The sequence below is a fragment of the Thermopirellula anaerolimosa genome (genome assembly GCF_054657335.1).
Genome location: NZ_BAAHYX010000006.1, coordinates 1,100,641 through 1,121,071 on the forward strand (window position 1 = coordinate 1,100,641; position 20,431 = coordinate 1,121,071).

General features: G+C 60.8%; 13 protein-coding genes and 1 tRNA gene. 5 read left to right on the forward strand and 9 right to left on the reverse strand.

What is annotated here, in order from left to right:
• Positions 1-72 precede the first annotated feature (72 nt).
• The 3 genes from leuS to ACYQ6J_RS10180 form a co-directional block, all read right to left on the reverse strand.
• A complete protein-coding gene (gene leuS / locus ACYQ6J_RS10170) occupies positions 73-2,940 on the reverse strand; it encodes a leucine--tRNA ligase (RefSeq protein ID WP_460184071.1) in 2,868 nt (955 codons plus the stop codon).
• A gap of 408 nt (positions 2,941-3,348) precedes the next feature.
• A complete protein-coding gene (locus ACYQ6J_RS10175) occupies positions 3,349-3,852 on the reverse strand; it encodes a ferritin (protein WP_460184072.1) in 504 nt (167 codons plus the stop codon).
• A gap of 479 nt (positions 3,853-4,331) precedes the next feature.
• Positions 4,332-4,781 (reverse strand): Hsp20/alpha crystallin family protein, encoded by a 450-nt coding sequence (locus tag ACYQ6J_RS10180; protein WP_460184073.1) that lies wholly within the window; start codon positions 4,779-4,781, stop codon positions 4,332-4,334.
• 652 nt (positions 4,782-5,433) lie between these two features.
• Between ACYQ6J_RS10180 and dxr the strand changes: the two genes are divergently transcribed.
• Positions 5,434-6,600 (forward strand): 1-deoxy-D-xylulose-5-phosphate reductoisomerase, encoded by a 1,167-nt coding sequence (gene dxr / locus ACYQ6J_RS10185; RefSeq protein WP_460184074.1) that lies wholly within the window; start codon positions 5,434-5,436, stop codon positions 6,598-6,600.
• Positions 6,585-8,801, forward strand: a complete 2,217-nt coding sequence (locus ACYQ6J_RS10190) for a site-2 protease family protein (RefSeq protein ID WP_460184075.1) — start codon at positions 6,585-6,587, stop codon at positions 8,799-8,801. Before dxr ends, ACYQ6J_RS10190 begins: the two co-directional genes overlap by 16 nt.
• Before the next feature lie 70 nt (positions 8,802-8,871).
• Here ACYQ6J_RS10190 and ACYQ6J_RS10195 read toward each other — a convergent pair whose 3' ends face one another.
• Both ACYQ6J_RS10195 and ACYQ6J_RS10200 read right to left on the reverse strand, forming a co-directional pair.
• Positions 8,872-10,494, reverse strand: coding sequence for a GTPase family protein (locus ACYQ6J_RS10195; protein WP_460184076.1), 1,623 nt, complete (start codon positions 10,492-10,494; stop codon positions 8,872-8,874).
• Positions 10,491-11,723 (reverse strand): GTPase, encoded by a 1,233-nt coding sequence (locus tag ACYQ6J_RS10200; protein WP_460184077.1) that lies wholly within the window; start codon positions 11,721-11,723, stop codon positions 10,491-10,493. Before ACYQ6J_RS10200 ends, ACYQ6J_RS10195 begins: the two co-directional genes overlap by 4 nt.
• 400 nt (positions 11,724-12,123) lie before the next feature.
• On the opposite strand from ACYQ6J_RS10200, the gene ACYQ6J_RS10205 reads away from it, so the two are divergent.
• Both ACYQ6J_RS10205 and ACYQ6J_RS10210 read left to right on the forward strand, forming a co-directional pair.
• Complete coding sequence (locus ACYQ6J_RS10205; RefSeq protein ID WP_460184078.1) at positions 12,124-12,990, forward strand: ThuA domain-containing protein; 867 nt, start codon at positions 12,124-12,126, stop codon at positions 12,988-12,990.
• A gap of 281 nt (positions 12,991-13,271) precedes the next feature.
• The gene (locus ACYQ6J_RS10210) at positions 13,272-14,237 is read left to right on the forward strand and encodes a sugar phosphate isomerase/epimerase family protein (protein WP_460184079.1); all 966 of its coding nucleotides are present in this window, start codon (positions 13,272-13,274) and stop codon (positions 14,235-14,237) included.
• 91 nt (positions 14,238-14,328) lie between these two features.
• Here the strand turns inward: ACYQ6J_RS10210 and ACYQ6J_RS10215 are convergent.
• Positions 14,329-14,412: transfer RNA gene (locus ACYQ6J_RS10215), tRNA-Leu, on the reverse strand.
• A gap of 780 nt (positions 14,413-15,192) precedes the next feature.
• Here ACYQ6J_RS10215 and mgtE point away from each other — a divergent pair.
• A complete protein-coding gene (gene mgtE / locus ACYQ6J_RS10220) occupies positions 15,193-16,572 on the forward strand; it encodes a magnesium transporter (protein WP_460184080.1) in 1,380 nt (459 codons plus the stop codon).
• A 91-nt stretch (positions 16,573-16,663) separates the two neighbouring features.
• Here mgtE and ACYQ6J_RS10225 read toward each other — a convergent pair whose 3' ends face one another.
• The 3 genes from ACYQ6J_RS10225 to ACYQ6J_RS10235 form a co-directional block, all read right to left on the reverse strand.
• Positions 16,664-18,037 (reverse strand): PFL family protein, encoded by a 1,374-nt coding sequence (locus ACYQ6J_RS10225; RefSeq protein WP_460184081.1) that lies wholly within the window; start codon positions 18,035-18,037, stop codon positions 16,664-16,666.
• A 112-nt stretch (positions 18,038-18,149) separates the two neighbouring features.
• Positions 18,150-18,743, reverse strand: a complete 594-nt coding sequence (locus ACYQ6J_RS10230) for a glycine cleavage system transcriptional repressor (RefSeq protein WP_460184082.1) — start codon at positions 18,741-18,743, stop codon at positions 18,150-18,152.
• A 313-nt stretch (positions 18,744-19,056) separates the two neighbouring features.
• Positions 19,057-20,409 (reverse strand): efflux RND transporter periplasmic adaptor subunit, encoded by a 1,353-nt coding sequence (locus tag ACYQ6J_RS10235; RefSeq protein WP_460184083.1) that lies wholly within the window; start codon positions 20,407-20,409, stop codon positions 19,057-19,059.
• Between the last annotated feature and the right edge of the window lie 22 nt (positions 20,410-20,431).

A 20,431-nucleotide genomic window follows, 5' to 3' on the forward strand; every position in this document is an offset into this window, starting at 1 on the left:
CGCCTGGACGGTCCGCTGTCGTGATCGTGCCCGTGCGAGGCTTCACGCCAAGTCGCAAGCGACCGCCGCGGCCTATTGCACCACAAAGTTGACCATCCGCTTCGGCACGACCACGGCTTTCACGACGCGTTTGCCTTCCAATAGAGCGGCCACTTTAGGGTCGGCCTTGGCTGCCTCTTCCATCGCTTTGGCGTCGGCTTCGGCGGGCACGACGATGCGACTTCGTAGTTTCCCGTTGACTTGAACGGGAATCTCGACCTCGCTTTCCTCGAGCACCTCGGGATCGAATTGCGGCCAGGCGTGGTAGGCCAAGCTCTCCTTGTGGCCCAGAAGTTGCCACAATTCCTCCGCCATATGCGGTGCGAACGGGGACAGCAGCAAGACAAATGCCTCCATGGCACTCCTCGGTCGCGTCTCTTGCTTGAGGAAGAAATTGACGCATTCCATGAGTCGGGCGATGGCCGTGTTGAACTCCATCCGAGTCACGTCTTGAGTGACCTCGCGAATGGTGCGATGGATCATGCGGGCTTGGTCCGCAGTAGGCGCCGCGTCCTGGACGGCCGGGTTGATGCGCAAGACTTCGGCACGTTCATCCACGATCATTCGCCAAACGCGATCCAAAAAGCCGCGGACGCCGTGAACGCCGTCCATGCTCCACGGTTTGGTCGATTCCAGCGGGCCCATGAACATCTCGTACAACCGCAGCGAGTCGGCCCCATACTCGCGGACGATGTCATCCGGGTTGACAACGTTGCCCCGACTCTTGGACATCTTATAGGCGCGGGCATCCACCCGAACCCCCGGGCATTCCCGGAGCACAAACACGTCGCCTCGTTTTTCCACCTGATCCGGTTGCAGCTTGACGGGCTTCACCGGTGTACCGGTCACTTTGTGCGCAAAGCGGGACTCGCCCACCTCCCGAACGTCGCTCTCGTCGACCCAACGGCCCTCGCCGTCCTGGAACGCCGAATACTCCATTTCGCCCAGAATCATGCCCTGATTGACGAGTTTTTGGAACGGTTCGGGAGTCGTGACAAAGCCGCGGTCGAAAAGTACCTTGTGCCAGAAGCGGGCATAAAGGAGGTGCAGCACGGCGTGCTCCGCCCCGCCGACGTACAAATCCACGGGCATCCAGGCCTTTTCCAACTCGGGATCGACCAAGGCCCGATCATTGCGGGGGTCGATGAAACGGAGATAGTACCAACACGAACCGGCCCATTGCGGCATGGTGTTGGTCTCCCGTTTGTAGCGTTTGCCGTCGATCGTCACGTAGAGCCATTCGGGCGGCGCTTTTTCCAGCGGCGGTTCCGGCGAATCGTGCTTGGCGTCGAACGTCATATCGGCGGGCAAATCCAAGGGCAAATCCTGCGGACGTAAAGCCCGAACCACGCCGGTGGGGTTTCCCCGCTGATCCAACTCGTGCAACAACGGGAACGGTTCGCCCCAAAAGTGCTGCCTACTAAAGACCCAATCGCGGAGCCTGTAGTTCACCGCTTCGCGCCCGACTCCTTCGGCGGCCAAGTCCTGTGTAATCCGCTTCTTGAATTCGGCGGTCGGCGTGCCGTCGTAGTCGCCCGAATTGACGGCGGTGCCCTCTGCGGTAAACGCCGCCTTTCCCGCCAGTACGTCCTCGCGCGCTACGTCTCCGCGATCGCCGGGATCGACCACCGGAACGATCGGCAGTCCGAACTGTTGCGCAAACTCGAAGTCGCGGGTGTCGTGAGCGGGCACCGCCATGATCGCCCCGGTCCCATAACTGATTAACACGTAATCGGCGATCCAGATGGGAATGGGTTGCCCGTTGACAGGGTTGATCGCGTAGGAACCGGTAAAGACGCCGGTCTTCTCTTTGGAAAGCTCGGTCCGATCCAAATCGCTCTTCCGCGCGGCCTGTTCGCGATAGGCTCGCACGGCATCGGCGTATTCGGGCAGCGTGAGCCGATCGACGAAGGGATGCTCGGGCGCCAGGACCATGTACGTGGCACCGAACAGGGTGTCCGGTCGCGTCGTGTAGATGCGGACGCACGATTCGTCCGGCTTGCGGGGAAAGCCCGCCAATTGCCGATCGCGCCGCCAACCCGCGTATTCCTTATCGGACGGCAACCCCGGCTTGGACCAGAACGTACCGATGAAAAAGTCGACCTCGGCCCCCACGCTGCGACCGATCCAATTGCGTTGCAAAAGTTTGACACTCTCCGGCCAATCCAGCAGATCGAGGTCCTTTTCCAAGCGGTCTGCGTAGGCCGTAATGCGAAGCATCCACTGACGAAGCGGAAGGCGGACGACGGGGTGTCCTCCGCGCTCGCTGACCCCGCCCACCACTTCTTCGTTGGCCAGCACCGTCCCCAAAGCCGGACACCAATTGACGGGCACTTCGGACTGATAGGCCAAGCGGTGCTCGTCGCGGTAACGTTCCACGGCAAGCGGTCCTGCGGCGGCTACCTCCGGCGGGATGGGGAGTTCCGAAATCGGTCGCCCCTTCCCCATCGCTGGATCGAACCAGGTATCGTAAATCAGCAGGAAAATGAACTGCGTCCAGCGGAAATACTCGACATCCGTAGTCGCGAATTCCCGGTCCCAGTCGTAGCTGAAACCGATCATTTTGAGTTGGCGGCGGAAGTTGGCGATGTTGCGTTCCGTCGTGACGCGCGGGTGCGTTCCGGTGCGCTTCGCGTGCTGTTCCGCCGGCAACCCGAAGGCGTCCCAACCCATCGGATGCAGCACGCTGCGCCCGTTCATTCGATAGAACCGGCACATGATGTCCGTGGCCGTATAGCCCTCCGGGTGTCCCACGTGCAGGCCGTCGCCGCTGGGGTAGGGAAACATGTCCAAGACGTACATCTTGGGACCGGTCGGCAGACGCGGCGTGGCGAAAGTCTTGTGCTCCTCCCAATAGTGCTGCCATTTCGGTTCGATTTCGGCCGGATTATAGCGCGGCATGTCGGTTGGTCCCTCGAAAAACTGTATGGAACACGTTTGTCTTGAATCGCGGGCAAAACCGCGGCCCGGGTTCTTTACAAGGTCGTGCCGACCCTACGGGCGGAAGGCGGATCGCCGAGTGAGACGGCCGCGCGAACGCGGTCGGCACAAAACGCTGATTCTACCCACCGCAGGGGAAAGCGGCCAAGGGCACGGCCACGGCGACGGCCGAAAGGAAATCGGGGCCGCTCCCACCATCGACGACGGCAGCATCCACCGAACTGCAAAAAAGAACCGCCGGCACGATACCGGCGGTCGAAGGAAGTGGGATTGCCCAAACAGTGGAGGTGCGGAGTTCTTGGCCCTGCGCCGCACGCCGACGGACCTTCTGACAGTCGCATCAGCGCGGCAGGCGAACTCGTCCGTCGTTCACTCCGCCCCGCCAAGTTGCCGCTTGGCAAGCTCTCGGTCCATGATGAACAGGCCGGACGGACTCCCGCCCATCACCTTCAATTGCTGAACCAGACCGTCCACCGAAGCTTCCTCTTCCACCTGCTCGGTGACAAACCATTGCAGAAGCGCCTCGGTGGCCGGATCGTTCTCCTCCCGCGCCAATTTCACCAAATCGTGAATCCGTTTGGTGATGTACTGCTCATGCTTCAGCGCGTCCTCGAACACCGTCAACGCATCGGGCCAGTCGCCCGTGGGCTTTTCGATGCTCTTCAGTTCGACCGTTCCGCGCCGCAGTAAGATATAGTCGAAGAACTTCAGGGCGTGGTCATTTTCCTCCTGCACCTGGACGCGGAACCAGTGCGCGAAGCCGGGCAGGTTCATGTCCGCACACCGGGCGGCCATGGCCAGGTACAAGTACGAAGAAAAATACTCGGCCTGCAACTGATCGTTCAACGCCTGCAACATCTTCGGACTTAGCATCTTCAAACTCCCGTCGGTGATCAATCACCGCAACCGTTTGTTCCTAAACCTTTCACCCATCGCGGATATGGCAAGTCCGACCTCGTTGAGAATCGGACGGAATTTCCCAGTTCACAAGCAGAGTACATCGTATCTCCGCTCCAGGAAGAGTTATCACCTCATTCTTGCGTTACCTCCCGCCGAGGCAAGTCCCACTCCCTTCGATTCCGAAACGTTGAGACGCACTTCCGCAGAAGGATATTGGTCCTAAAAAAACAGCGAACCGCGGAAGGGCAAGGGAAACGCAGACATCGGCGTCGCGAGAGCTTTCCTTCATTCGACTTGGATGTCGGCGCCATAAAAAGAAATGCCCCCCTGCCGGCCAGGGGGCCACGAGTTCGGCCCCGCGGATTACCGCAGGGGCCGGGTCGAACACATTCATCGGCCCATTGTTGCGGGCCGCCGGGGCACTCCGGGCGGGAGTGCGTCATTTCAGGCCGTCACGTCTTCACCGTGATGCGTTTCGCTTGAGCGGACTCGTCCTTCGGCACGGTGATCCGCAGCACGCCGTCCTTGTATTCGGCTTGAATCTGTTCGGCTTTCACCGCCGTCGGCAGACCCACCGCCCGTTGGAACCTTCCGTATTGACGCTCCACGCGGTGATAGGTCTTGCCTTTCTCTTCATGCTCGTGCTTGCGTTCGCCGGAGATCCAGAGTTGTCCGTCCTTGAGTTCGACGGCAAACTCTTCCGGCTTCATGCCGGGGAGATCGACGCTGATCTCATAAGCCTGGTCGGTCTCGGCCAGGTTGATGCGAGGTGCGAACCAGGCCGTAAGTTCGTTGCCGTCGGGAGTTCCGAAGAACTCGTCCATCAAGTCGTTCATTTCTTTGCGGAGAGACTCGAACATCCGCACCGGATTGCCGGTCCAAGGAACCAAGGTACGTGCCATAGCCTCACCTCCTTTCCACTGCCACCACCTTCTTACCCGCTTATTTTCAGCCCCGACCATGAAACCGAGTCGGCCGACTCTGTCGAGCGATTCGCAACCGTCACTGCCGCTGATTCCGCGAACCGCTGCCGACGCCGCTTTCGACTCGGCTTCGGGGCGACACCGATTGATTCGCGGCTGTTCATCGCAGCCGATTCTCTGGCTTTGCAAACTGCGTACCAATGCCTGCGTGAGTGCCCGTCCGACGCGGCCGGAATTGCGAACCATGAACGCAAATATTGAATAAAATTGCACTTAAGAATGAAGATTCAATCGCGAGTCTACGTCTTCCGGAGGTGCTTCCTTGGGTTTGACGCCCGCTTTTGACTGCCCCAAGGCTGCCATTTTGACATGAAAAGAAAACATAGAAGTCATATCGACTACATACACTAGGAGATCCGAGTCATTGGGTTGACTCGCCGATGGGGTAATGGAAAAACGCTCAGAACAAGCCGCGCGAAAAGCGCAACCTCGGGCTTCCTTACTTTGGCGTCGAGGACCTTCCCACATCGAAACGGCGGCAAAGGCGTCGCCCGCGCGGTAAGCTTGCGAGGATCGCCAATTTGCGCCTAGAATTAGCGGTTCGCATGTTTCTTGGATACGGTACGACAGCATGACGGCGGAAAGAGCGAAAGGCGTGGCGGTGCTCGGTTCGACGGGCAGCATTGGCCGCAGTGCCTTGGAGGTCGTTGCCGCCTCTCAAGGTTGCCTGCGTGCCTCGGTTCTGGTTGCGCGCCGTCAGACTTCCTTGCTCTGGCAACAGGCACGGCAATTTCGCCCCGATTTCGTCGTCGTTACCGACCCCAAGGCGGCGGAGGCTCAAGATTGGTCGGGACTTCCTGAAGGCACCCAGCTTTTGGTGGGAGAAGCCTGCCTCCTCGAGGTGATTTCTTCGCCCGGCGTGGATATCGTCCTCTCGGCATTCGTGGGAGCGGTGGGCCTCCAAGGGACCATGATCGCCATTCAGCAGGGCAAACCCGTCGCTTTGGCAAATAAGGAAAGCATGGTCGTCGCCGGTCCCATCATCACGCGGATGGCACGCGAACGTGGGATCCCGATCCTGCCGGTGGACAGCGAGCACTCGGCGATCTTCCAGTGCCTGCAAGCGGGGCGGCGTGAAGAGGTTCGCCGTATCGTCTTAACCGCCAGCGGCGGACCTTTTCGCATGCGAAACAAGGCCGACTTGGCGCGGGTGACGGTGGAAGAGGCCCTAGCGCATCCCACCTGGAACATGGGACGCAAGATCACCATCGACTCCGCCACCCTGATGAACAAGGCCCTGGAGATCATCGAGGCGCGTTGGTTGTTCGATATCGAACCCGATCGCATCGGCGTGATGATTCATCCGCAATCCATCGTGCATTCGATGGTAGAATTCAACGATGGGTCGGTGGTCGCCCAATTAAGCCCTCCGGACATGCGACTGCCCATCCAATACGCCTTCTATTGGCCTGAACGTCGCGGCGGCATCGCTCGCAAGTTGGATTGGTCACAGGGTTTGACCTTGCAATTCGAACCTCCGGACTATGAAAAGTTCGGAGCACTGAAACTGGGCTTGGAGGCGGCGGAGGCGGGAGGAACGGCGGGCACGGTCCTCAACGCCGCCAACGAGGCCGCCGTGGACGCGTTTTTGAACGGACGCTTGCGGTTCGATCATATCGTACCCGCTTGTCGAGACGTTGTGGAACGTCACGCTTTCCAACCCGATCCCTCCTTGGAGCGGATTCTCGAACTGGACGCCTGGGCTCGTGAGGAGATAAACCGTTGGATTTCGGCCTGATTGTCACCGCGGTCAGCTTGGCATCCGTGCAATACGTCCTCATGGTGGTGGTCGGTCTGGGACTGATCATCTTCGTGCACGAGTTGGGCCACTTCTTGGTCGCCAAGATGTGCGGCGTACGGTGCGACAAGTTCTATTTGGGCTTCGATTTTTTCGGTCTGAAATTGTTTCGCTTTCGCTGGGGTGAAACCGAATACGGGATCGGCATCGTTCCGTTGGGCGGTTATGTGAAAATGTTAGGGCAGGAAGACAACCCGGCTCGTTTGCGCGAGGAACTGGAACGGGCCAAGTCGGGACGGAACCCATCGGCCGAACGCGAGGAATCCCCGGAGAAAGAAAAGGCTTCCGGCGACTCAAGCCCTGTGTCGGACGGTCCCGCCCCCAATATCGAGGCCTTGCGCGATGCCCTCTATAACCCTCGCAGTTACCTGGCGAAGAGCGTGCCGCAGCGGATGGCGATCATCTCCGCCGGCGTCATCATGAATCTGATCTTCGCCTTTCTGGCGGCGGTCACCGCGTATTTGATCGGCGTTCAAGAGACGCCCTGCGGCGTCGGCGATTTGGCCCCCGGCGAGGGAGCATGGCGTGCGGGGCTGTTGCCGGGCGATCGAATCTTGGCCATCAACGGAAATCCCGCGGTGCGGTTTCAGGATCTGCAATATGCCGTCTCCCTGACGCGGCGGGAACAACCGGTGCAGATGCGCATCGACCGTCCCGGCGTGGGCGAGTTGAACGTGGTGATCGTACCGGACCGCATTCGTATTGTGCCCACGATCGGCGTCACCAATCCCTTCTTGCCCGTGCTCAACGACGGCCTTCCGTACTTCCCCACGGCATCGGCGAGCCGGGCCGAACCGCCGTTGGCGTCGGGTGATCGCATCATCGCCGTGGACGGCAAGCCCGTCGAGGGTTACGCCGACATCCACCGCGCGTTGGCGTTACGATGGGACTCGCCGGTCCGCCTGACCCTGCGACGTCCCTCGGAAAAACCGGGAGAAGAGGATATCGTGCTCGACGCTTCCTTGCCGGAACAACCGGTGCGCGACATCGGCATCCGACCCGCTTGGGGCAAGGTTTTGGCGGTGCGCGCCGGTTCCGTTGCAGAGGGCGCCGGGATTCAACCCGGCGACGAGGTGCGGGATATCCGTCTCCCCAACGGAGAAACCTGGGACCGCGACATCTTGAGGCTTCCCGACCGTCTCCAGCGAATCGCCCCCGCGGAAGGCTTCGTCGAGATCACGTTGGTCTTGGAACGCGGCGCCGCCGGACCCGCAAAGGAAACCGCCTCCGATGGTTCATCATCCGGCGCTGCGGGCAATCGAAGGACCGTCGCCCTGCGACTCCGCAAGGCGGCGAGTTACGCCGATCTGTACACACCGGACAGCGGCTTGGAAATCCCGCAGTTAGGAATCGTGATCGGCATTCTGCCCAAGGTAGACGGTGTGGCCCCCGGTTCGCCAGCGGAAAAGGCCGGCATCCGCGCCGGGGACAATCTTCTCGCCGCCCGCATCGTTCCGCCGAAACAACCGCCCGACGTGCCGGGCATGGACGAGCTGCAAATCCGCGAGATGGACGTGCGATTCGACGCCGAGTCCGGCGAGGCGAAGGGAAGCTACGCCTTCTTTTGGCGGGAACTTCAGCGCGTTTTGCCGGGGACCTTGGTGGATGTAACCGTTCGGCACGAAGGGTCGAAGGAGGCTACGGTCCTTGCCGGACTGGAACCGCAAACGGCGGCGGATTCATCGTGGACCTTTCCCGATCGCGGCCTTCTGTTCGAACCCGAGACGACGAACTTGCGGGCGGACGGATTCGCTCAAGCCTTGGGTTGGGGGGCGGCGGAGACCGGATCGGCCGTCACCATCATCTACCGCATGCTCAACCGCATGGGCCGAGGTGATGTCTCGCCCAAGGCGTTGGTCGGTCCGATCGGTCTGGTGGGCGCAGCGTATCGCATTGCCTCTCAAGGTTGGGGACGATTCCTGCTCTTCTTGGCCTTGTTGAGCGCCAACCTGGCGGTAATCAACTTCCTGCCCATACCCGTCTTGGACGGCGGTCACATGGTCTTTCTGCTGTACGAAGGCATTCGCGGAAAGCCGCCCCACGAAGGGGTATTCGTGGCGCTATCCTACATCGGTTTGGCGATCCTTTTGTTTCTGATGCTGTGGGTCTTCGGCCTCGATCTCGGCTTGATTGCCCGCTAGGCATCGCGGTTGCGCAGAACCGAACCATTCGCTCAACGGCGGCGAAACCGCATGGCGGGTTGTCTGCGGCCTATTTTCCCGATTGATTCCAAAGCAACCGAATCAAGTCGGCGGGCAAGGCGGCGGCTTGGCGGAAGATTCGGCTTCGTGCCGTCGTTTCACGGTATCCGTAGAGGTGCCGACGCCGGCGACGCGGATCGGCTTCGCGAATCGCGGCGTCCAAGAGGGTTCGCATGCCCGATCGGACGTTCCACTCCCGATCCGCCGCTGCGCAGACTCCGCGGATTCGATCAAGAGGCACCTCGAGGTCATCGGCCAACGTCCGCAAAAAGGCCGCCGCAGCGGTCGCCTTGGGCCCAACGGGGTGGTCGAGATCGTAAGGTGGATTCCATTCCGTTAGCGGGCGCAATTGGTCGATGAATGTCCCCGCCACGAGGATGGCCGGCGGGATTTCCTTGGGATTCTCCGCAAAATGCCGTCGGAGTCGCGATAGGAATTCGCGGTCCGCCTTGCGACCGGCGTTGCGTGCCGAACACACAAGGATGACGACGTCGCACTCGCGAATTTCCGGCAGAAGTCGCCGAAAATCGGCTTCCGATGCATCATCGCCGTAACCCGGCGTGTCGAGCAAAAAGACCTCGGCCGAGGTGTCCGCGGCAAACGTCCCGGTCGCGGCTTGTTCGGACGCCCCGCCATCCCCCGGCATCTCACTCCGCTTTGGTAAGCGATAGGCAAACGTTCCCGCGGTGCAGGGCACGGCATCGACGGGCGCTTGATGCGCGCCGATCAGGGCGTTGACCAAACTGGATTTGCCGGCCTTCTTCTGGCCGACCACCAGCACGCGAAACGGTTCGACGCACGCCTCTTGGTGGGCTTTCCGAAGCGATTCCGCCTGATCGGCGGTCCTCCGCCCGGCGGGCGAAACGAATTGGCTCATTTCTCCTTCGTCGGGTGTCATGCGACCGGCGTACAACTCGATTGCGTAATGACCCGCCCGGCGGACCGCGTATGCCTTCAAACGCCGCACAGTATCTTCCAGCGAAGCTTGCGTCGCTTTACCAAGCATGAAGAAGCGAAGCTCGCGGAAGAGCGAAGTCCCCGGCGTCAGGGGAATCGAGGCCAGTCGGTACAAGAACCACGCCCACTGAGAAACCTGCCACCAATCGCGAATCCGCAGCCAATCGCCGATAGTGAGAACGTGCGAACCCGGTATCTTCTCGCTGACGACGGTTCGTAGATCGACCGTTACGCGCTCCACGAGTGTGAGAGCGTCGGGGAGCGGCACTTGCAACATCGCCTGTCTGCTGTCGGTGTGGTATACCCGGGCGACGTCCTCCAGCAGTCGCAACAGCAATGCCTTCGCCTCCTCCGGAGAATCCAGGGGGATCTCCCCTTGCTCGACTTGGATGGCAATCTCCTCCACGACTTCGCCGGCACGCTCATCCATTGGTGAGCGGCCATACGGTGTGGGAAATTGCCAGGCGGCAAACCCGGCGGATCGCGCCTTTCGCAAGAAGTGGACGCCGGCCCAGGCAGCGGCGGTGAGCGCGACCCACCCCGCCAGGAATTGCCACAGATACCCGCGGTCCCAAAGCCAAAGGCTGCCGAACACGGTGAGCAAGAGATAGGGGACCGCGGAAACGGCGGCGATGACGATCCACATCACCCAAGACGATTGCCAAGAGGATTTCATAGGGCACCCTGCCGTCCCACGTCGTCTCGTGCGAACCCTTGCTTAAGGCGAAGGCTGAGCCATTCCCGCGACTGCTTGAGTTCCTCTTGATAAAGCTCCCGCAAGACCTCCGGGTTCGGCACCGCCCCGCGGCGAAGGTCCCCGTAATATCGGCACATAGCCACCCCGAGGGCATAGGTGGATCCGGCGACGAATCCCGCCGAAGCGATGGATCCGACGAAGGGAATCCAGCGTGTCAGTTGCTTGGCGAGATACCGGGTCGCAAAGCGAAACCCCAGGGCGCCCATGATTTCCAGCACACGTTCGGAACTCCAAGGCTGTTCGTAGATCGCGGCCAGCTTCTTGGTCATGAGCAAGGGAATCCCGATGACGGCGGGCAAATCCGCAAAGGGCCACGGCACGGCGGCGGCCGTTCCCGCGGTCAAGGCGTACCACACCACAAACGGGTGCGCCTTGCGAAACAGGGCGTCCGCAAAACCTTCGTACAGCTCGGGGGTGCCGCGGATCGCTTCCCGAAGTCCCCACGGGACGGCCTGCTCGATCGCCTCCCAAAGGACGTCCAGACCGTAAAGGACCGGTTCGTACCCATCCTCCGGAAGCGTGAAGTCGACTGCCGCAAACCAGACGTTCGGTCCCGAAAACCACGACCGCTGCAACCGCAGAGCACGAGCCAAGTCGCCAGGCACGGTGGCGGCGAAGTTATCTCCGGAGAAAGGATAGGGCAGGATATGTTTCGGCTCGCGCCAGGGGTAGCCTTCGTGCAAACAAGTTTGCACGATGACCATGGGCCGGTCCGCCCGGCGGAGTTGCCACTCCGCCGCGGCACGTCGTACGGCATCTTGGCCCGGATCCATGGCCTTCATTACTACCATCAAGCAGTCTTGGTGATGTCGGTTCGATTCTTCTTCGAGCAAGGCGTCGGACGCAGTCGCCTCTTCGGCATCGCCCAATCCCGGCGCGTCCACGAATTGGACGAAGAATTGCTCTTCCGACGGAAATCGGTACACCCGCGTGGTCTTGGTGCACGGCCGAAATCCGTCGCCGATCTCCTCGCGCGATCTCCCGGTCAGGGCATGGATGATCGAGGTCTTGCCGGCCTGGGTTTTGCCGACAAGGCGAAACGTGAGAACCGGCAATCGATCGCGCAACTTGCTCACGGTCTGCTCGGCCTCGTCGAGTTCCCTCGGCGAGGAGACCGACTTTTTCCAAATGTGGTCGAAGATGCTCATGCGACCGCGGGATATTGCCCGCCCCAAGGTTGAAACGATTCCGACCGTTCAGCGCGATCGGAGATGCCCGGCCCAATCCCCGCGTTAATATGGTTCCACCAGGAGGAAATACCGAAACCATCCACGGTCGTCCGATACCGGATCCAGAGTGGCTTCGCTCGGTCGCCGCGAATCTTTTTCACCGCGCATCGCTTGGTTTTCGCATCTCCGGGGACTATGCTGGATGATCGACCGTGTCGGTGGACGAAAGTCGGCGTCGGAGCGTCCGGCGTTCCGTTTGGTCGAAGCGTCGACCGTTACGCAGTATCCGTTTGAGCGTGTTCCCGCCGAATGGGTTTTCGGCGTGTGTGCTTTCCGTAATCGGTGTCCTGCCTCGTTTCCACCACCAAGGAGATTCGTTATGAAGCGTCGCGATTTCTTGGCATCCGCCGGTGCGGCGGCGATGTTGTCCGCATTTCCGCTGCGTTGGACCAAAGGGGCATTCGGTGCAGGCCGGAAGATTCTTTATTTTACCCGTTCGGCTGGATTCCAGCACTCCGTAGTCGCGCGCAAGGACGGGGAGCTTGCCTTCTCGGAAAAAATCCTCGTGGAATGGGGGAAAGAGTACGACATCGAAGTGGTTTGCACCAAGGACGGTCGCGTTTTCGACGAAGACCTGGACCAATTCGCGGCGATCGCGCTGTATGCCACCGGCGATCTGACCAAACCGATTAAAGATCGCGACGAACCTCCCATGACGGAGAGCGGATTGAAGCGGTTCTTGGACGCCGTTGCCGCGGGCAAGGGCGTGGTGGGTTTCCATGCCGCCAATGACGCCTTCCACAGTCGCGGCGACGAAGTATCGCCCTACATCCGAATGTTGGGGGGAGAGTTCTTGTCGCACGGTCGACAACAAGAGGCCGCGATGAAAGTCGTTTCCCCCAAATTCCCCGGCGTCGAAAAGCTGGGCGATTCCTTCCGCATGTTGGAAGAATGGTATGCCATGAAAAACCTGGCCTCCGACCTGCACGTGATCCTGGTGCAAGAGACGGAGGGGATGACGGACGAATGCTATCAGCGTCCGCCTTACCCCGCCACCTGGGCGCGCATGCACGAGAAGGGCCGCGTCTTCTACACCTCGCTTGGGCATCGCGAAGATGTTTGGACCAGCGACATCATGAAGCAGATCACGGTGGGCGGTTTCGCCTGGGTACTCGGGGAAGTCGACTTCGACCCGGTGCCCAATATCGCGCAGGTGACCCCCGGCGCGAATCAGTTGAAGCGCTAGGTCGAGCGACCGTCACGCGACCCGACGGCAACCGCAAGCGAGACCGTCGTCGCCTCGCGATTGCTTGATGGTGCGAAGAACGCGAAGACGGGGGACGGATCCAATGGGAACGGGACCGTCCCCCAACTTATGTGGCTGTTTCCATATCACGCTCCCGGCCAACCGGTAGGGATTTCCGCGGTTGGTTTCGTCATTTTCGCGCCATGCTTATTACGGGTATTACGAGTGAGTCTTGTCTTGCTTAACGGGACGTTCCAGTATTAACGGGGGAAAATCACGCCATGGTCGAACGGTCGCGACGCGACATCCTGCGGATCGGTTGTGCGGCAATCGCGGGTTGCGGGCTAAGCAAAAGCACGGTTTTCGGGACCGAATCCACGCCGAACGCAGCGGACCGAGGGACGGAGAAGCCCTTCCGGTTCTGCCTCAATACCAGCACGATTCGCGGATACAAGCTCTCGCTCCCCGAAGAGATCGACATCGCGACGCAGGCTGGATACGACGGCATCGAGCCTTGGACGCGGGAAATCGAGCAATATCTCGAGTCCGGCGGAAAACTGAGTGACCTGCGGAAAAGGCTCGACGACGGCGGCCTGCGGGTAGAGAGCGCTATCGGTTTTCCCTCGTGGATGGTGGACGATGAAGAAAAACGCCGCGCCGGTTTCGAACGCATGAAACTGGAAATGGACTGGATCGCGCAATTGGGTGGAAGTCGGATCGCGGCTCCCCCCGCCGGCGCCTACGGTCCGCCGATTCTGAATCTGGACGCCGTGGCCGAGCGATACCGCCGTCTATTGGAAATGGGGCGGCAAATGGGGGTAACACCTCAGTTGGAGATTTGGGGCGGATCGGCGAACTTGGCCAAACTCAGCCAGGCCGCCTACGTCATCGTCGAGTCCGGCGATCCGGATGCGTGCGGTCTATTCGACGTATTCCACATCTATCGCGGCGGTTCGAGCTTCCGCGGCCTGGAACATTTCAGCGGCGATTCGATGCACGTGTTCCACGTCAACGATTACCCGGCCGACCCGCCTCGCGCGAACATTCAAGACTCGCAACGGGTCTTTCCCGGCGACGGAATCGCCCCACTCGGAGAGATTTTCGATATCTTGCGTCGAATCGGCTTCCACGGGGCGCTTTCGCTGGAACTTTTCAACCCCGCCTACTGGAACGATGACGCTGCAAAGACCGCGCGAACCGGTTTGGAAAAGATGAGACGGGCCGCGGAAACGTCCCCGACGACCTGATCCGGCCCTCCCGGGAACGGGTACGCACCACGAAAGCGCAAGAAAACGCAAGGTCTTTACCGCGAGTCGGCGAAAAGACCTTGCGCCGAAGTGCCCTGGAGAGGACTCGAACCTCCAAGGGGTTGCCCCCACATGGTCCTGAGCCATGCGCGTCTGCCAGTTCCGCCACCAGGGCTAAACCACGTTGCCGAGATTTCCATCTTTTGTCGAGGGCTTGTCGTCGCACTGCCGCGCGACGGCATCTCGAACACTCACCGACACGGGAATCCGGCAACACCCCTATTTTTAGGACAAGCCGCCCCGATTTGCAAGGGCGTCCAGGAAAACATGTGTTACCCACGAATAGAAATGTCCCGTGATTCTCACTAATAGAAATGTCCCTTGCTAGGGGTTCAAGGAACTGCCGAATCGGGCGGCCATCCTCCGCGGCTTCCCCAGACGTCGCCGCCGCGATCTTCCCTCCACCTGTGGACTGCGGCTTGCCGCTGACTGTGGAGTGCGGCGGCTTGCCACCGCTGTTCAAAGCCGTAGCTTTGCTGCCGCACTCCAAAACCGCCCCCGCACTTTAGACCTTTTGGAGGATTGATAGGGACATTTCCGTTCACGCCGCAAGGGGGCATTTCGATTCACGGATGACGGGTCAGGGCACGTTGCAATTGACGGGTCGGGGAGAGGTTCATAAGATGATTTGTATGGACGCCTTCGTGCGTCCGGGTTTAGGTGTGCGTCAATCTCATGAGCGCACGTTCGGTACATGGTTTTTCGTGTTCGAGCAATGAACGGGTCCGAATCGGAAAGCGGCGGTAGTTGCCTCGGTCACTGCCGCATCGCCCCAACAGCGACACATCATCACGCCTGTTTCGCCGTGCGCGTCCCTACGCGGCAAGAGCGGTCACGGGGTTAACGCTCCCCTCGCCCTCCCGGCCGCCGGTCCGCGCGGCAAGGAGGAGCGATCATGCTGAATCCTCTCCTCGTCCCTGAACTCCGCGATTACCTCCGCACGAACGACGTCGAAGGCATCCGCGAGTTCTGTCGGTTCTGCCACCCGGCCTCCATCGCCGAGTTCATCAGCCCGCTGGCTCCCGAGGAGATTTGGAAGATTCTATCTCTGGCCGATCCGGAAATTCGCCCGGAGATTTTCGCCCACCTCGACCCCGAGGTGCAAATGAAGGTCACGGACGTCATTCCGCGGCAGGAACTGGCGAGCCTCATCACGGACCTGCCCCCGGATGATCGCGTGGACCTGATCAAGCGGATGCCGGAAGAACGCCGCGAAATGTTGATGCGTCTTTTGGCGCACGCGGAGCGCGAAGACATTCGGCGGTTGTCGTCCTACGAGGAGGGGACGGCGGGCGCGGTCATGACCTCGGACTACGCGGCCCTGCCGCCGAACATCACCGTGGCCGAAGCGATCCAAAAGCTTCGCCTGGAGGCTCCCGACAAAGAGACCATTTACTACGCTTACGTCGTGGACGCCAATCGTCGTTTGCTCGGCTTCGTGTCGCTCAAGGACCTGATTCTGGCCCTGTCCCACCAGACCGTGTCCGACATCATGCACCGCGACGCGATCTTCTGCCGGGTCACCGACGACCAAGAGGAGGCCGCTCGCATCATTCAGAAGTACGACCTCCTGGCCCTGCCGGTCGTCAACGAGCAGGGTCAATTGGTGGGCATCATTACCCACGACGACGCGATGGACATCATCACGCAAGAGCAGACGGAGGACATCGAAAAACTGATGGCCATCGGAGGCGCGCACTTGGCCGGGGCCTATCTCCGCACCAGCGTGTGGTCGCACTTCAAGAATCGCGCCGTGTGGATCGTAGCCCTGGCCGCGCTGGGTCTGGTGTCCGGAATGATCATCCACCGTTTCGAAGACACCTTAACACACATGCTGATTTTGGCCCTTTACATGCCCATGGTGGCGGATACGGGCGGAAACACGGGCAGCCAATCCGCCACCGTGGTGGTTCGGGCCTTGGCTCTGCGCGAAATCAACCTCCGCGACACGTTGCGGGTCTTGTGGAAAGAGTTTCGTATCGCGATTCTGTTGGCTTTGGTGCTGGGCGTGTTATCGTGGGCCAAAGTCATGTTCCTCTCCCAAGGGGCGGAAATACCGCCCGGCTATTCACTGGGAGGAATCGCTTTTTGCATCGCCTTTGCGCTCAGCCTTCAAGTCGTTTCGTCGGCCTTGGTGGGATCGGGATTGCCTCTGCTAGCGACGGTCTTCAAGTTCGACCCCGCCGTGGTAGCCAGCCCCGCGCTGACCACCATCGTGGACATCACCGGCCTGTTCATCTACTTTAACACCGCGCGGTGGATCTTGGGGTTGTAGCGGAGAGGGATTGGGCCGCGGACGCGCGGTGGGGCGAAGACACCGCCGGCTTACGCCGGCGGCTCCGACTGGGCTGGAAGCTCGAACGGCGTCAATTCCCCAAGGACTGTAGCGGCGCGGGGATGCGACCGCCGAAATGGATGAAGGCGTCGGAGGCACCGGCGTTTCGCACATCGATGACGGGGGCGGCCCCGAACAATCCGCCGAAATCCACCCAGTCGCCGGGTTTGGCTCCCGGGACGGGAATGATCCGGCAGGCCGTCGTCTTGTCATTGATGACGCCGATGGCCATTTCGTCGGCGATGACGGCGGCCAGCGTCTCGGCGGGGGTGTCTCCCGGCACGGCTACCATGTCCAAACCGACGGAACACACGGAGGTCATAGCCTCCAGCTTCTCTAAGACGAGGTGCCCGTTGCGTACGGCGTCGGCCAAAGCGGCGTCCTCGCTGACGGGAATGAAGGCGCCGCTCAACCCACCGACCGAACTGGAGGCGAACAATCCGCCCTTCTTCACGGCGTCGTTGAGCATGGCCAAGGCGGCGGTGGAACCGGGCGCACCGATGTGGTTGATGCCCAGCGTCCGCAGAATCTCGCCGACGCTGTCGCCGACCATCGGCGTGGGGGCCAGCGAGAGATCGACGATGCCGAAGCTGACGCCCAATTCAGCGGCTACCTCGCGGCCGATCAATTCTCCGACCCGGGTGACCCGAAAACTGGTGATTTTGATCTCCTCGGCCAGGTCGCCCAAGGTAACGCGCCCGCCTTGCTCCAATCTCCGCTTCAGAGCGCTGCATACCACGCCGGGACCCGACACCCCGATGTTGATCGCGGCCTCCGGTTCGCCCGCTCCCATGTAGGCGCCGGCCATGAAGGGATTGTCCTCCGGAATGTTGGCAAAGATCACCAGTTTGGCGCAGCCGAAGCCCTTTTGGGCAGCGGTAGCCTGGGCAATGTCTTTGAGCACATGTCCCATGGCATGAACCGCGTCCATGTTAATGCCGGCCTTGCGCGAAGCAACATTGACCGAGGCGCAGACCTTGCCGGTCTTGGCCAAGACCTCGGGCAGACTCTCGATCACTACGCGGTCGCCCGCGGAAATACCCTTGTGTACCAAGGCCGTGTATCCGCCCACGAAATCGACGCCGCAGGCTTGGGCCGCCTTGTCCAGAGCAGCGGCCGCCTGCAACGCGGCGCCGCGACCGTGGCCCGCCAAAAGCGACGAAATCGGCGATACCGCCAATCGCTTATTTACCACCGGAATCCCGTACTTGGCACCCACTCGGTCGCAGACTTCCACCAATCGGCTGGCGCGCGACGTGATTTTCTCCTTGAGCTTGCGACAGAGGTGGTCCACTCCCGGGGCCGCGCAATCCTCGATGTTCAAGGCCAGGGTCACGGCCCGAACGTCCAGGTGTTCGGCATGCAACATCCGAATCGTGGACATGATCTCGTCGGTACGAAGCATGATCGAGAAATTCCTTATTGCGAGAGCAAGAAGATTTTTCGGGCGGAATCGAAAAACGTTTTCAGCGATGCGACGGATTGCGGAGACCGGTCCTTCCCCACGCGCGGGTTCGTCACGGAGCGTCGGACTTGACCGCGGCGGGCATGATCCATCGCAACTGGTTCGTCGCCACGAACACGTTTTCGTGCTGAAGTCGCACGGCAAAGCCCAGTTCACTGCCCATCTGTTCCAAATCGGCTTGCAACATGCGGATTTCCCAATGCTTGGGAACCTCCAATTGGCCGATCAAAACAAATTCGTCGCCCGACCGATCGCCGAACAAATCCATGATGTTGATATCCTTGCCGGCCAGATACTGGCTGAATCGTCGCACGATGCCGGGCTGATCCTTGCCGAAAGCGGTGATGACGAATCGATCGCAGTCCCCGCCGGATACGGCGACCGAGCCTTCGGCGCGGCGCGCCATGACTTGCAAGTCCCACCCGCCGCCCGCCTGACGAACCTGCTCCGCCAAGCTCTCCGGGTCGATCGGTTGGGGCAAGCTGACGATCATGATCAAAGTGAAATAGCCGCCCAGCACCGTTTGGCTGCACGCGTCGATGTTGGCTCCCAATTCTTCCACCGCGGTGCTCACGACGGAAACAATGCCGGGGTGATCGTCGGACATCACGTCCAGCACGTAAGCGTTTTCAAAGCGCGTCATCATCGGTCCAGAAATCCGAATTCGATATGTGGAAAAAAACGGCCCCGCCGGACTGTTCGCGCACCCGCAAGCTCGGAGCGAAAAGCGACAAGACCGGTCCCGGTCGTTCGACTACCACAAGGCCCGCCGGACCGCCCATCCAAGCATCACCGCCGGCAATCACGGGGCGACTTGCCCGCACCGCCGCCGGGGCATCAGATGTGTATTGTAAACCCCCCCGCCGAAAATGCGCATTACCCCCAAAGCCGATCGTGAGTTTCGGCATTCCGCTGGGGTACGACCGGCGACGCTTCGATGGGGTAACTACGGATGTGCCTTAGAAGTCGGGCATGTGGACGATGGTTTCGCCTTCCCGCAGGCCGTCGAGGATCTCGGCATCGACATCGTTCATCAACCCCACGCGAACAGGCTGCTTTTCCAAGCGTCCTCCCCGCACCGCCCAGACGAACCATTCGTCCAGGTTCTCGCGCAACAAAGAGATTCGAGGCACGATCAAAGCGTTCTCGCGCCGGTTCGTGATGATTTGCACTCGAACACGGTATCCCACGCCGACATGATACCCCCGGCGCAACTCGTGGATGTCCTCCGGCGACAGTGCGATGATCACCTTGACGCGCTGTTCCTCGACGCCCAGCGAACTGAGCTTTGTGAAAGCCGCAGGCTGGATGCGCTCCACGGTTCCCTGCGCGACGGGCTGACGATCGTCCGTGCCGAGAAACACATCCACGCGATCGCCCGGCTTGGTTCGAACTGCGGCTTGGGTCAAGACATCGGCCTCCACTTGCAGACGGTCCCAGCGGCCCAATTCCAGCAGTGGGGTGCCCGCGGTTAAGAACTGCTCGCTGGTCACATAGCGATGCAGAACCACCGCGTCGAAAGGGGCGGTCATGACGGCGCGGCGGGCCTGAAGTTCGACGGTCTGCAACTTGGCGGCGGCCTCCGCTCGTTGTTGTTGGAGCTCCGCTCCGGTCAAGGCCTTCTTGTCAATGTAATCCTGTATCAACTTGGGCAGTAAGTCGGTCGCGGCTTGCAGGGAGAGAAGGGCGGCATGGATTAAGCGATCCTGACGATAACCGGCATCGGCTTCGATTTTCGCCAACTGCACACGCTCCAATTCGTCTTGAGGCGCGGCCCCCGATTGGGCCAGCGACGCAATCCGGCGGAGGTTGCTATCCGCGTAGTTGTAGCGGGCCTCGCCGGCCTGCAATCGCGCGGCGGCGGCCTCTACGGTGGTCTGCATGGTTTCGACATACTTTTGAGCCTGTCGCAGTGCCGTGGTTTCGATACGATGGTCTTCGTTGTTCCGCAAGGCGGCATCCAAGCGAGCCACAACGGCGCGGGCCTCCGCCAGCATGTTCTCCACGTCCTCCGGTACCACTTGAGCCAAGACCTCGCCCTGCCGCACCTCGCTCCCTTCCTCCCATGGAATGGCGGAAATGCGACCGGAAAACGGCATGCTGATCAAGAGCGTCTCGGGCAACCGGGTCATGCCTCGCTCGTCGACGAACTCGCGGATCGTCCCCCGGCGGCAGACCGCCGTTTCCACGTCGAGATCGCTCCGGTCCGCAAAGAACGCGTAATAAACGACGGGCAGCGTCAAGATCGCGAGCACCGCGAGCCAAAGCCGTGAATGCTTCGTGCAGCGCGTCACCAGGCTCCTTTGGGACATGGATACTCCTCTCGATTTCTTC